Here is a 14,818-nt window from a genome sequence, read left to right as displayed (position 1 = left end):
AGGGAAAGTGGTTCGTACACCATAGTTAAAAATCAAGATTACCCTGTTTCAAGTGTTAAGCGATAGCGTCACTTGGAACTTACCTTTGGCGAAGTCTCCTGACTTCAAAACACAAAAGCAATAGTCATTATTCATTTCGAAGTCGGGAGACTTCGCCAATCTTAATCACAAGTGACGCCTTTCGGCTTAACACTTGCGATATAATTTATTTCTTTAACTGCACGAAAATTAATCCTTCTACCTTTTTAGTATTTATGTTGTTTGTACCTGCTGTATTTTTTCTAATCGTTTGATGCCTTCAATACAAGCCCTGCCATTGTGGTAAGGTGCTTTCCAAGGACCCACTTTATCTTCTTCTAAATTTGGTGTGTTGTTTTCGTCGACTCTCCACCACCATTCACCAAATTCCTTATTGATTAAATGAGCTTCTGTGTATTTCCATAGTCGATGCGCCGCTTGCAAATACACTTCATTGTCTGAGTTTTCATAAGCATTGATAAAACCTACCATGGCTTCAATCTGTGGCCACCAATGTCTGTCCGTGTCTGTAATTCCTGAAGGATCACCTTCATTGACAATTGCTCCGTCTTCTGCTATGCCTTCTGCTAAAGTCACTTCTGCAATTTTGACTGCCACTTCTTTTACTTTCTCCAAAAGTGCATCATCACCCAATGCTACAGCCGCTTCCTGAATCAGCCAAGCCCCTTCAATATCATGACCATAGCTGATTTCATCTGATTTCAATGTCCATTTTTCATCAAAGAAAAGTTTGAAATGATAAGTATCGGTGTCTAAGATTTTATCCAAGAACAATTCAATCAGATTGCGAAGTTGCTGTCCTACTTTTTGATTTTTTGTAGCGATGTATAATGTCGTATAGGCTTCTAAAATATGTAAGTGTGTATTGTTTGTTTTCTTTTCGTTCTTGTCTTTCTCACTTAATCGTAGGTCTTCCATCAACACCCACTCCTCTGTATACGCTTCAAAATAACCATTCAATTCTTGATCAAAAGAGTGCTCTTCGATGTCTTGGAAAATATTTAAAGCCAATTCCAATGGCTCAACAATTCCTTTGGCCATCGCATATTCTGAAAAGGCATAGATCACAAAAGCATTCGCATAAATCTGCTTTTTTCCATCTACTTTATTTCCCAAATAATCGACCATCCAAAACACGCCTCCATTTTTCTCATCCAAGAAATTTGCCTTGATATACGTATAAGCATAATCGCAAATCTCCAAGTATTTTTGATCTCCCAACTGACGGTATGCTGACGCAAAAGTCCATAAAATTCTAGCATGCATAATGGCACCTTTGTCTGCCTTCGCATTCACTTTATTATCATAGGAAATCTGACCATAAAACCCTCCATTTTTGTGATCTATGGTTTGTTCTGACCAATATTTTAATATTCCGTCTGTCAATTCTTTCTCTAATGCTGTTTTGAACGAGTCTATCATTTTTATCAAAAATTTATGGCTTGTTTGAAGAAAGAAGGAAGAGTAAAAAAATCTCTCCCCTCTCCATACTCTCTACTAAATGTTTTTCAGAAAATGCATTCAAAATAAGAGGGGTTGTGTTGTGATTCGTGAGGACGTTTTAATAAAACGTCCCTACTTTACGCGAATCACACTACTATTTTGTACCCTTTATTTTGGTACTTCACTCTTACTTTAAACTGTTTGTCTGTTTGGAATTGTAAGTCCCAATTCTTCTATCATTTTTTCATTTTTCTCTACCATATCATGAATGGTCTGCACTGAAGTTACCGAACGATAACCATCTTCTGGTGTGTTTTTGCAGTAATCCACCAGTTGATCAATTGTTGATGTCGCTACATGCATTCTTGTATCTGATGATGCATAATAGATTTTTACTTCACCACTCTCATCTGCAATCCATCCGTTGGCAAAGGCTACGTTAGATACGTCACCTACTCTTTCTTCACCTAGTGGAGCGATGAAATGACCAGCTGGACGATGTGTTACTTTTGTCGGATCTTCTAGTGAAGTCATGAACATATACAATACATAACGAAGTCCTGCTGCTGTGTTTCTTACGCCGTGTGCTAGATGCAACCAACCTTCGGAAGTTTTGATCGGTGCGGGACCTTGGCCATTTTTCACTTCTTTGATCGTATGGTAGATTTTTGGCTCAATTACTCTTTCCTCTTTCACTTCTGCTTTCTCCATCGAGTCTGTCAATCCCCAAGCGATTCCTCCGCCTGAACCTGTGTCAATAAATCCGTCTTGAGGTCTTGTATATAAAGCATATTTTCCATCGACAAATTCCGGATGCAATACAACATTTCTTTGTTGACCTGAGTAAGAAATCAAATCTGGAAGACGCTCAAAGTTCACCAAGTCTTTTGTACGTACAATTCCTGCTGCAGCAACTGCCGAAGAAGTATCACCTGCTGGAGCATTCGGGTCTTTTCTTTCTGTACAGAAAATACCATAGATCCAACCATCTTCGTGTTGCGTTAGACGCATGTCGTACACATTTGTATCTGGTTCTTCTGTTTCCGGCATTAATACGGGCTTATCCCAAAAACGGAAGTTGTCAATACCATTATCGCTTTCTGCTACTGCAAAAAATGACTTTCTATCCACGCCTTCTACTCTTACCATCAATACATATTTTCCATTAAAACGAATGGCTCCGGCATTGAAAGTGGCATTCATACCAATACGCTCTTGAAGATGAGGGTTTGAAGTTTCATTTAAATCAAACCTCCAATATAATGGGGTATGGTCTGCTGTAAGTATAGGGTTTTCGTATTTAGTAAAAATACCATTGTAAGCATCTGCAGGTTGATTTGTTTTACTTAATAATGCTTCTTGTTTTTCAATTAATCCGGTTAATTTCTCTTTAAAGTTCATTGTATTATTCTTTATTTCTTTTTGTCTCTTTTATATGTAATTGTTAGAGCTTTTATATCGCAAGTGTTAAGCCGTTAGGCGTCACTTGTGATGGTCATTGGCGAAGTCTCCCGACTTCGAATCAGCAATCCAATATGTATTTCGAAGTCAGGAGACTTCGCCAATGTATAGTTCCAAGTGACGCTAACGCTTAACACTACTTGAAACATTTACCACAACCCATGACTGAAGTCATGAGCTTTTGACTGTTCATCTAATTCACCTCTACTAAATCCTTATCTTCAATACTTTCCGGCACTTTTTGTGGTTCTTCCGGCAATTTGTCGTACCAATTCTTCTTTAAGATTAAAGTGGTAATGATCAATATCGCTCCAGTTGAAAGAATGCCCATTTCCTCTTTGATCACAATGTAAAGTGGAAGTAATGTCAGCATTGATTGCCAAACGATACCCGTCACAACATTGAACATATCTTTCTTAAAATCTTTATTTCCTTCAAAGTTTGGATCTTTTGCCATCACTTTACGTTTGATTGGCCCCCAGAATCCCCAAGGTTTTACGGTCTTATAGAAATTGATCAATGTCTTTTCTTCTGTAGGTTTTGTCAGCAATGTACCGGCTACCGAACCAATCATTGAAACTGCAAAAAGTACAGGGAAGTAATACAGTTCTAATGTTTCTTTAAATACTATCGGGAAAATCATTGAAGCCACAATACCTGCTGCCATTCCCCAAAAGAAGCCATGACCATTGAATCTCCACCAATGCCATTTCAAGAAGTTGGCCGCGATATATCCACCGTAAAGTGCAGATACGATCCATTGTAATACAGAGTTGATATTTTCAACATACAAACCAATGATAGTACTAATGACCACTACAGAAGCTGAAATAATATAACTTGCTCTCATTTGTAGTTTACCACTTGCTTTTGGATTGATATACCTTAAGTAAATATCATTGACTAAGTAAGCAGGTGCGGCGTTAACTGTTGAGGCGAAAGTGGACATAAAGGCCGCTAATAAACCAGCCAATAATAAGCCCATTAAACCTGATGGAACGAATTCCTTGATGGCCATTGGTAAGATGTTTTCAAAATCAAAACCACTGCCCGCCTGATTGATATCTCCGCTGAAATAAACAACAGCTAAAATCGTGAAACCACCAATCATCAAGTATCTTGGCAAGAACATTACCGCTGATACGAAACCACTCATTTTAGCCGCTTCTTTTGGTGACTTTGTGGATAAGATTTTCTGCATATCAAAGTTCGGTGCTGGCCCTGCCATTGAAGCGAAGAATCCTTTGAACAACACCATCATAAAGAAGATAGAGAAAGGAGTGAATCCATCACTTGCCATTTTTTCATTTACAGAAGGAATGTAAGCCGACCAGTCCATATCCAAATCATAGTTGAATAATGGCGAATCCCATCCTTCGGGTACCATGCCCATCAATGTTTCTGCATCTACTTGGTTCATTGCAATTCCTGCAATTACCAAAGCGGAAACGGTCATGATTCCAAACTGCATTACATCCGTCCAAACAATGGACAACATACCGCCCATTACTACATAAAAAGTAGCAATTGTAGTGAATAAAATACCGTAAGCGTAAGGTACTTGCTCTGCCGTCAGTTCAAATGGCATAAACTGTCCTACATACGACCATGGAATGAAGATTTCGATGAACTTACCAATTCCAATAAAGCCGTAAGACAAGAAACCAAGGCAGCTTAAGATGGCGAAGAAGACGACTACCATATGTGATAGCTTTCCTCCGGTACCGTCACCAAAACGAGTTCTAATCCATTCAGCTCCTGTCAGTACGTTGGATCTTCTCAACCAGATTGATAAATAAATCATTAGGAAAATCTGATTGAAAGCTGGCCATAACCATGGTATCCATACGCTTTTCAATCCATACACAAAGCACAAGTACACCATCCACATTGTTCCCGAAATATCAAACATTCCGGAAGCGTTGGACAAGCCCAACATGTACCATGGTAAAGAGTTGCCCCCAAGGAAATACGATTCCATGTTTTTGGAGGCTTGTTTTTTCAGATAAATACCAATCACCACTGTTGACAGCAGATAAAGCCCAATAATGATCAGATCTAAGATTTCGAGTTGCATAATGAGTTCGTTGATTAATTCTCTTTCATTTTCATAAAGTCAGACTCTAAGAGGATACTAGGGTCTTCCGTAAATTGGATAAAGTCTTTAGCAGAAGAATGTCCTTTATAAGGTACATAGAAATGATCTCTCTGCTCTTTTTGGTAGTTGGCGTTTCTCCAAAGCATCACATAAGCGGCTTTTTTCGTCCATTTATTGTGATTTAATTTTGGAAGCAATTTCTGCGTAAAGAAAGTATCGTCTGTCACTGCCTCTAAACCTGATTCGGTGAATGCACAAATTTTACCTTTCTCATCAGCAAGCTTTGCTACAATTTCTAATTCATTGATGACCCATTGTTCCCTTGCTTCATCTGCATATGATCTGAATGCACCATAATCATCAAATCCTAAAACATCTACATACTCATCACCAGGGTATCTTTCTAAATATTCCTCTTGCGTTTGGAAAGCATCAGTAGAGTACACATAAATCAAATGGTGAATCTTCTTTTTATCTCTTAAATATTCCACCGTAAACTGCCAAAGCGATTTGTAATCTTCAATCGAAACATTTTTACCGCCCCACCAAAACCATGAACCATTGTGCTCATGCCATGGTCTGAAAAGTAATGGAATTTTCTCACCGTTTACTTCCAAATCATTGACAAAATCGGCGAATAAATCTAACTTCTTGATAAAGTCTTTATGGTATTTTCCACCTTTCAGCATTTCGTGCACCACTCTTGTTGTATCCCAAGAACTTGATTGTTCTTTTAAGTTGATCATGTGCCAACTTAGTGTAGTCACACCTCCTCTAGTATAAGCTTCTTTAATGTATTTTTTGATGTCTTCGAAAAGCACACCATCCAAATTCTTTTCATTTCCAATTTCACCCATATCCCAGCCATAAAGCCCAGGATAATCACCAGTGACCTGTTTGACATCAGAGTTATTGCCCCACCAATGGTAACCATAAGCCAAGTCATCTTGATGTCCAAAGATTGTCTGCCCGTTTTGAGAAACACTATTTAATTGTTGGTAAAGCGCTATTGTCGCTTTTGTTGCTTTCTTATCATTCGGTTTTGGGTCTTCGTTTGTATTGGTTGCGTTAGTTCCAATAGAGAAGAAACCATACAGAAAAGAAATAAGTAAAATCTTTTTCATTATAGTATTATTTAAAAAATGCTTTAACTATTCTCCCTTATTGCAGGAGAATAAAGTTTGTTTAGTTTAGACAATAGGGACGAAAACATATTCTCTCGTCTGAGGATGATGTTCATTTTCCGTTCCTCCAACACTTGATCCGCCAGCTCCCAGGAGTTACAAGGTTTTCGATAATTCCATTTTTTGGTTTTTGCTCTGTCTACCCAATAATTGGGTCTCTCTACCGGAAACGGTTTGATGTAGTTTCCAGTCCAGCCACCAAATTCTGGGTGATTCACATTGATATTAGAATCAATCAAAAACATAATAGGGATAGCTTCCTCAAGGTTTATTGTTTGTATTTTGCTCTTGGTCAAGTATTTTCCCAAGGCTCCGTAGTTAATGACGTTATTAAAAAATGCGGTGGGTTCCTCCCCTTCAGACATTCCCTTAAATGCCCAATCGTTCTCGATCCACCATAAATCTGTAAATCTTTCAAAGATTTCTGTCCTTCCCCATCCATTCCAGTTGAGGTTGCCACAAACATCCTCATTAGGAGGCTTGATGCCCGTACCTACAGAAATCACCCTAATCTTTTCTACAATATCTGGAGCAAGGAATAAAGCATCTTTCACCGACTTCATACTTCCCATTACTAAAATGTAAAGTGGTGTTTCTTTACTTTGTCTTGCTAGGCGAACGATTTTTTTAGTACCAACATCTCCTCCATTTACAATAAGCTGATGGATAGATGTAGGTGCTGGAAAATTGTTTTCCTGAAATGTATAAGATGGATTATTGAAATCTTCAGCATAACATTTTAAGATGCTTTCTAATTTCTCTTGTCCATAAATGTTAAATTCCTCCAAGACTACTGATTGAAGTCTAACATTATTCAAGTGCCATAATAAGTAGATCAAGGCATGCTCATCAGTCATTGAAAATGATTCATTATTGATATCAGTAGTGATAATCACATTTGGGATGCTTTGTACACTCACTTCCTTCTTCTGCTCTACAGTAGAACACCCCTGTAAGTAGAAGTAGGATAAAATTATCAATATGTATGTGTACTTTTTTTCCATAATCAAATAAGATACTCTTTCATTTTTCAATGATCATATTTCAAATGTACTTGATACGGTTAACGATCGTTATGGAGATTTTTTATTTTGATGATGACATTGGGATTATACCACCTTTTCGATATTTATTGATTTAGGCAATTTTTCATCAAAAACATACGTAATACCCATAAAAACAAAGATTAAAGAGTATTATTTTGACACAAAAGTGTATCTTTATGATGTTATTTTAATCTCTAAAAAAGGTCTTTTTTATCACAAATAATGAAATGAATAGTGCTTACCTACTCAAAATAGCAGACCAAAATATTACCTTTTCACTTGCAGAACCTCTTCTGTAAATTGTAATCATTCTGTGTTTTGTCTCTTCTAGAATTTACAAGGGGTATTTTCATCATAAAAGTCAATTTTTTACCTATTTGAAAAGTTGCCATTGATGAAAAAATATTTTTTTCAACGCTTATTTGTCAAAAATCAACCTCTGATTAATTAGTGTCTACCCTACATTTGTAAACATAACGCCGCGGTTATTATTTATTCATGTTCAGCTAAACGTATTTAGATTGAATAACAACTAAACAATAAAAAAATAGTCATGCAGATCTTAAAAAATTTTTTTCTGCTGTTCATCGCTATTACATTTTCAATAAGTGCTTATGCACAGGAACGAACAATACAAGGTAGCATTTTAGATGAAACAGATAGTCCTCTTCCAGGAGTAAATGTCACTATTCAGGGAACAGCTATTGGAACAATTACAGATTTTGATGGTCGTTTTAAACTTAGTATTAAATCAGATGACACAGTTTTACTTTTTTCTTCAATTGGGTATAAAAAGCAAACTATTACAGTAGGTGCTCAATCGGATTTTAACATTAAAATGGAAGTTGACTTAGAAGAATTAGATGAAGTAGTAGTTATTGGTTATGGTACCGCTAAGAAAAGCGATGTGACCGGATCCGTTTCTACTGTGAAAACTGAAGAACTAACTGTTATTGCAACAGAAGATGTCAACAAAGCACTTCAAGGTCGTGTACCAGGTGTACAAGTGACCAACTCTGGTAACCCTGCTTCGGGTTCTAAAGTAAGAGTAAGAGGTATCGGTACAATCAACAACTCTGATCCTTTATATGTAGTAGATGGTTTCCCAATGCAGGACATCTCTCATATTGCACCTCAGGACATTGAGTCTATGGAAGTACTAAAAGATGCTTCTGCTACTGCAGTATACGGTTCAAGAGGTGCCAATGGTGTGATCTTGATCGCTACTAAAACAGGTAAAGCTCAAGACAAAATTACTTATACTTTTAATGCCCAAACAGGTATTAAACACGCGTCGAATAGAATTGAAATGGCCAATGCTTCTGAATATGCTCAGTTAGGATTGGAAGCCAACAGATTTGCTGAAGGCTCTGATGAATTTGAACAACTAATGTATGTAGCCAACGGTAACTATACTGGTACTGACTGGCAAGATGAATTATTACGACAAGGTTCTTTCCAAAACTATAACTTTGGTATTAACGGTGGTTCTGAGAAAAATCAGTTCAACTTCTCTACTTCTTATGTAAAGGATGAAGGAATCTTAAAAGGTACTGACTTAGAGAAATTCTTTGTAAAATTCAATAACACACACAAATTCAATGATTGGTTAAACTTTGGACAAAACATTGCCTATACGCACGCTAATTACTCTTTAACGAACTTGAATGACATTTATTCAAGTCCACTGACGCAGTCTTTATGGGCTGACCCTATCACTCCTGTCTACAATTCTGACGGTTCTTATGCTCGTTCAACTTGGGCATATAACAGCAACCCTGCTAGAATGGCGGAGCACGAACAATACAAACGTTCTTGGGACAACAGAATTGTTGGTAACTTCTCTTTAAATGCAAAAGCAACTAAAGATTTGACATTGACATCCAACTTTGGTGTGGATTACAGAAACCAACAACAAAAGCTTTACTTACCAGAGTTCTTCGTATCGAATGAAGAACAAAGAATGACTTCTCAATTGGATGAGAATAGAAACAATAAGTTTGACTGGGTTTGGTCTAACTATGCAAACTACTCGAAAACAATTGGTGATCACTCTATCGGTGGTATGGTTGGTATGGAAATGCAGGCCTTCAGCTACAACAACGTAAGAGCAACAGGTTATGATGTGCCTTTCAATGAAAACATGAGATACTTAGGTGCAGCAAAAGGTTCTGATTACTTCGCTACATCTACTCAAGGTGTGAATTCATTGATGTCCTACTTCGCTCGTGCAAATTATAGCTACCAAAACAAATACTTATTGACAGCGACATTTAGAGCTGATGGTTCTTCGAAATTTGCTGATGGAAATCGTTGGGGCTTCTTCCCTTCATTCTCAGCTGGATGGAACATCAAAGAGGAAAGCTTTTTACAAACAACAGATGCTGTAACGCAATTGAAATTAAGAGCTGGATGGGGTGAAGTAGGTAACCAATCATCTGCAGGTAACAATGATTATGTATCTACAGTCACTAACAACTTAAGATATGTAATTAATGGGAATGTTGTGGAAGGTAGAACACCAACTACATTATCTAACCCAGACTTAAGATGGGAATCTGCTCAGATGGCCAACGTAGGTATTGATGCAGGCTTCTTTAATGATCAAATCACAATTAGTGCTGAATACTTCATTAAAGATACAAAAGACATGGTAGTGCCACAGCCGGTGCCTGATTATGTAGGTGCCAACTCTCCAAATGTGAACGTAGGTACTATGCAAAACAAAGGTTTTGAATTCGCCATCAACTATAGAAATGTAGAGCACGAAGTAAAATGGAACATCGGAGCAAACATCGCTGTGATTGACAACAAAATCACTAACCTTGGTGAAACAGGATTTATTGATGGTGGTTATATCGACAAATTAGGTTTTACAACTAGAACAGAAGAAGGTCAAGAAATCGCTTACTTCTACGGTTTCAAAACTGATGGAATTTTCAGAACGCAAGCAGATTTAGATGCTCACGTAGATGCTGAAGGTAATCCATTACAACCTAATGCTGCTATTGGTGATGTGAGATTTGTAGACTTAAACGGTGACGGTGTGATTGATGACGATGATAAAACGAACTTAGGTTCTGCAATCCCAACTTTCACAGGTTCATTCAACATCGGGTTAGAATACAAAGGTTTTGATATGAACTTATTCTTCACAGGTTCTTATGGTAATGAAGCGGCTAATATTCAGAAATTCTGGATCGAAGATTCAAACGTTCAGAAAAACCAAACGAAGAACTACTACGATAACCGTTTCCACCCTGACAACAACCCTAACGGTACTATGCCAAGAGTGGTATCAGGTGATCCAAACAACAACCGTAGATTCTCAGATAGATATGTGGAAGATGCCTCTTACTTGAGATTACAAAACGTACAGTTGGGCTATAGCTTCAGCGAAGATCTTTGCAAAAAATTACATATGCAACGCTTTAGAATCTATGCTTCAGTTGACAACTTATTTACGCTAACAAACTACAGCGGTTATGATCCTGAGGTTCCAGACCATTATGGTGACCCTCTAGCACAAGGTATTGATATTGGTAACTATCCACAATCAACTACTTACTCATTAGGCTTGAACGTTACTTTTTAATTAGTTGAAACTCAAAAAGTAGAAAGGAAATGAAATTCAAAAACATTATAAATATACTAGCATGCTGTGGTATGCTAACCCTCGCAAACAGTTGTTCTAGCTTCTTGGATCGTGATCCTCAAGGACAAGCTGTAGATACTCCAGTCTATTATGATGACCCGGAAAATGCTCAATTAGCAGTCAATGCTTGTTATCAAGCTATCGCACAAGACCAAGGTGTTATTGCACATATGCAAGAGTGGATGTTTGGCGAGGTCATGACGGATAACTCTTGGAAAGGCGGTTCTGATTTTGGTGATATGCAAGACGTTCAAATGCTAAAAGAATGGACAGCAGTAAACATTAATGGTCCTTCTCACTCTGCTTGGAAGACCTATTTCCAAGCGATTCACAGAGCCAACACAGCCATCAAAGGTATCAGTCCTGCTACAAGTTTTGATGAGGAATTAAGAGATCAGATGGTGGGTGAAGCTTTATTTATCAGAGCTTATAGCTACTTCTACTTAGTTCGTTTGTTTGGTGATGTGCCATTATTCACAGAGCCTGTTTCTCCAGATCAGATTGGTGCTGTAGGCAGAACTCCAGTGAAAGATGTGATTGCTCAAATTGAGGCAGACTTAGAATTGGCTGCAGATTACTTGGGCAACAAATCTGAAATGGATTTAGGAAGAGCAACTTCAGGTGCCGCAAAAGCTTACCACGCTAGAGTAATTATGTATGATATTGGAATCTGGAAATCAAACGATCATACTTGGCAAGAAGTATATGATTTGACAAATGACGTGATCACTTCTGGTCAATATTCATTGGCGTCAAACTTAGCAACAGTATTTGAAAAAGACGGTGAAAATACTTCTGGTTCTATCTTCGAAGTACAACATACAACTTCAAATACGGGTTGGGCGAATAACAACACAGGTTCTACTTCACCGATCTTAACAGCCCCAAGAGGTACTGCCGACATCAAAGGATGGGGATGGGGATTCTTGAACCCAACACAAGATTTAGTAGATGAGTTTGAAGAAAATGACCCTCGTTTGGATTGGACAGCTGGTCAAAATGGGCAGTTTGCTCACGGTATCGCTCAAGGTGTTGCGGAGTCTCAGTTCTTATCAGGTTACTTCCCTAGAAAAATGCTGATGGATGCAGCTCTTCGTCCAAATGAGCAATCGGACAACCCTCAGAACCAAAGAAAATTCAGATATGCTGATATTCTTTTAATGAATGCTGAAGCAGCTTATCATTTAGGTAATGAAGGTATTGCTCGTCAGAGAGTCAATGAAGTTCGTGATAGAGCAAGAAGCATGACATACCCTAAAGGGTGGACTGAAGGGGCTAATGATTACCCTCCAAGAGACAATTCAGGCACTCTTCCTGAGGTAACTGCATCAGGTGCAGAATTACTAGAAGCTATCCTGCACGAACGTAGAGTAGAGCTTGCTTTAGAAGGTTTACGTTTTTGGGATCTTCTAAGAACAGGCCAATATGCTACAGCTATCCAAAAAGAAAACATTGGGTACAGAGAAGGTATTACTGGTGCTATTGTAGTTGGAAATATGAATGGAAAAATGTTGAACGGTGTTCCTGTTCTTCCAATTCCAGCGGGTGAAGTTGCTTCATTCGGTTTAACTCAAAACCCTGGTTACTAATACTATTAGTTTACTTAAAAGAGATTATTTATCATGAATATTAAAAATAAAATACAAAAGGTTTCATTAGGCATAGCATTCTTCGGAATGGTATGCGGAATGAACTCTTGTACTACTCAAAAAGAGTACAGCCAATCAAATGATATTGTCTATCCTCAACCAAAAATTGCGGATACTAATCTTCAAAATCCAACTGTTATTGGTGAATCATTTGTGATTTTAGGTGAAAACTTCAAAAATGCAAAAGTTTACTTAGGGGATATGCCATGTGCTAATGTGACAGTTAGTGCTACCGAAGATACTATCAAAGCCACTCTTCCAAGAATTTTTGATGTTGCACATCTTCGTGTAGTTAATGCCTACAAGCAAGAAGTATTTTCTGATGGGGAATATGAGCCTGTTTATCCTTTGACTGAAAATGTAGAATACCCTACTTTCATCACTAGAGGTCAGGTGTTCGCCATCAAAGGAACCAACGTAGATTTAATTTATGAAGTAGAGATTGCAGGCCAGAAAATTGAGGTAGATGGTTCAAAAGCGAATCCATCACAAATCAATGTATTAGCACCAAGCCAATTACCAGATGAAGTAACGATCAAAGTTTCTACTTACAATGCTGACTCTAATGTACCTGAATCAGGTTCTATTTCAGTAGAAGACGCAGGTGAGTTCTTCGATCCAGTAGACCCTGTAGTTTTATTTGACTTCGAAGATGGTGTGAACCCATACGAGCCAGGTGATGTTACTCCTGAAAACGGATTGGATGCTGGTAATGGTATCTCAAAAGGTAGAGGTGATCACTACTTGACAGTAAGAAAAGCTGATGGTGATGGCTGGACTTCTTGGATGGGACAATTATATTATGATACACCAATCGACTTGGTTACTTTCACAGATCCTCATTTAAGTTTCCAAATCAACTCTGAGTCTTCTCAAGGTTATTTCCAATTACAAATTGGTCAAAATGGAAACGACAACGGTGCTGATTTCAAAGCAAGCAATACTGGTAACGATGGAGACAATTATGTATTCCGTGCAACGAACAACGAATGGCAATGGGTGACTGTAAGTCTTAAAGACCTTGAGCTTTCTGACTGGGGTGGCGGATTAGATAAAGTAGATATTAAAGGTACTTTAGACTTCGTTAAACTATCATACAAACAAGGTAATGGTGCAAACCCTTACATATTAAACCTCGACAATGTGATGATTACTGACGGTCCAGTTGTTGTTGCGAAAGAATTGGAAGGTTTTGAGACAGCTACTTACATCTGGGACGATAACGGTGGAGGAGCTACGCACAGCATTGATGGAGGCAGCATGAACGCCATCACTGGTGATCACTACTTGAACGTACACTTAAACGGTGCTACTGGCTGGAACTGGACAGGTGCTTTAAAAATGGATAACTCCAATAACCTAGACCTTTCTGGAGTTACTGATCCACACCTTTCATTCTGGGTAAATACTGGTGACGCTAAGGGTAACCTTCAATTTGAAATCTTCCAAAATGATACAAAATTTGGTGGAAACATTGACACTGAAAACTACTTCGTAGAAACTAACGGTGAATGGAAACTTTACACTTTCCGTATGAGTACTTTGGCATGGAGCAACTGGGGCGGTGACGCTGAAAAACCAGACTTCACGGGTACTTTAGATTACATCGCTCTTGGTTTCTCTACAGGTAATATTGATGGTGAGCGTTACGAAGTAAACATTGACGGTATCATGATCACTGACGGACCAATGTTTTAGACGATTCGTTTCTTTAAAAAGTGTGAGGCTGATTCTCTTTGGAGGATCAGCCTTTTTTTGCTTTCAGACTTAATAACTGACCTTTCGCTCACCAAAAATTTGCGAATGGTAAAAGTATAAATATAAGGATGCTTGCTTAAGCTGTGTTTAGACAGTTTAATTCCTCTAAAGCGGCATTTAGCATCTTTAATCTCAATTTTGCCAAAAGGGCAAAATGATTTAAACGTTCTTTGATTTTAAGTCTCTCTAATTCTATGTATGCAAGCATGGAAGCAAAAATATGATTCTTTTGTGTGACCTCCATTTTTGTTGGAGACTTGCTCAAAAGTGTATTCTGTTTAAGTGATTTATGTAATTCCTCTACTTTCCATCTTTTTTGATAGATTGTAGTGATTTGGTTATAATCTGCGTCGAGTTCATTGGTTACTAGATATAATACACCTTCAGAATAATCTTTGTTTTTAAAGATTTGCTTTGTATGCCTTACTGGGAAATCTAACCCCTTTATATAGACTTCAAGCACTTCTTCTTTGTTGATATCTAGA

General features: G+C 37.9%; 9 protein-coding genes. 3 read left to right on the top strand and 6 right to left on the bottom strand.

The genetic code is table 11. From position 1 onward, the window contains the following. Positions 1 to 252: 252 nt before the first annotated feature. The 5 genes from AVL50_RS32200 to AVL50_RS32180 form a co-directional block, all read right to left on the bottom strand. The gene (locus AVL50_RS32200; protein WP_063851051.1) at positions 253 to 1,461 is read right to left on the bottom strand and encodes an AGE family epimerase/isomerase; all 1,209 of its coding nucleotides are present in this window, start codon (positions 1,459 to 1,461) and stop codon (positions 253 to 255) included. A gap of 213 nt (positions 1,462 to 1,674) precedes the next feature. Further along, a complete protein-coding gene (locus AVL50_RS32195) occupies positions 1,675 to 2,883 on the bottom strand; it encodes a glycosidase (protein WP_062622133.1) in 1,209 nt (402 codons plus the stop codon). A 253-nt stretch (positions 2,884 to 3,136) separates the two neighbouring features. Continuing rightward, a complete protein-coding gene (locus AVL50_RS32190) occupies positions 3,137 to 5,020 on the bottom strand; it encodes a sodium:solute symporter family protein (protein ID WP_062622131.1) in 1,884 nt (627 codons plus the stop codon). A 14-nt stretch (positions 5,021 to 5,034) separates the two neighbouring features. After that, positions 5,035 to 6,165, bottom strand: coding sequence for a glycoside hydrolase family 26 protein (locus AVL50_RS32185; RefSeq protein WP_062622130.1), 1,131 nt, complete (start codon positions 6,163 to 6,165; stop codon positions 5,035 to 5,037). Positions 6,166 to 6,188: 23 nt separating this feature from the next. Next, positions 6,189 to 7,229 carry a nucleoside hydrolase-like domain-containing protein gene (locus AVL50_RS32180; protein WP_157491783.1) on the bottom strand — a complete coding sequence of 347 codons (1,041 nt, stop codon included), beginning with the start codon at positions 7,227 to 7,229 and terminating at the stop codon, positions 6,189 to 6,191. Positions 7,230 to 7,824: 595 nt separating this feature from the next. Here AVL50_RS32180 and AVL50_RS32175 point away from each other — a divergent pair. The 3 genes from AVL50_RS32175 to AVL50_RS32165 all read left to right on the top strand — a co-directional run bounded on the left by AVL50_RS32175 (position 7,825) and on the right by AVL50_RS32165 (position 14,273). Continuing rightward, the gene (locus tag AVL50_RS32175) at positions 7,825 to 10,866 is read left to right on the top strand and encodes a TonB-dependent receptor (RefSeq protein WP_062622125.1); all 3,042 of its coding nucleotides are present in this window, start codon (positions 7,825 to 7,827) and stop codon (positions 10,864 to 10,866) included. 71 nt (positions 10,867 to 10,937) lie between these two features. Next, entirely contained in the window at positions 10,938 to 12,515 is a 1,578-nt protein-coding gene (locus AVL50_RS32170) for a RagB/SusD family nutrient uptake outer membrane protein (protein ID WP_172826966.1), read from the top strand. A gap of 33 nt (positions 12,516 to 12,548) precedes the next feature. Next, positions 12,549 to 14,273, top strand: coding sequence for a hypothetical protein (locus AVL50_RS32165; RefSeq protein ID WP_062622120.1), 1,725 nt, complete (start codon positions 12,549 to 12,551; stop codon positions 14,271 to 14,273). 136 nt (positions 14,274 to 14,409) lie between these two features. Here AVL50_RS32165 and AVL50_RS32160 read toward each other — a convergent pair. After that, the coding region (locus AVL50_RS32160) for a transposase (protein WP_157491780.1) at positions 14,410 to 14,818 on the bottom strand (409 nt) is incomplete at its 5' end.

Source organism: Flammeovirga sp. SJP92 (assembly GCF_001583495.1).
GTDB lineage: Bacteria > Bacteroidota > Bacteroidia > Cytophagales > Flammeovirgaceae > Flammeovirga.
The sequence above is the reverse complement of the archived record's forward strand: the minus strand, read 5'-3'. Positions and strand labels throughout refer to the sequence as shown.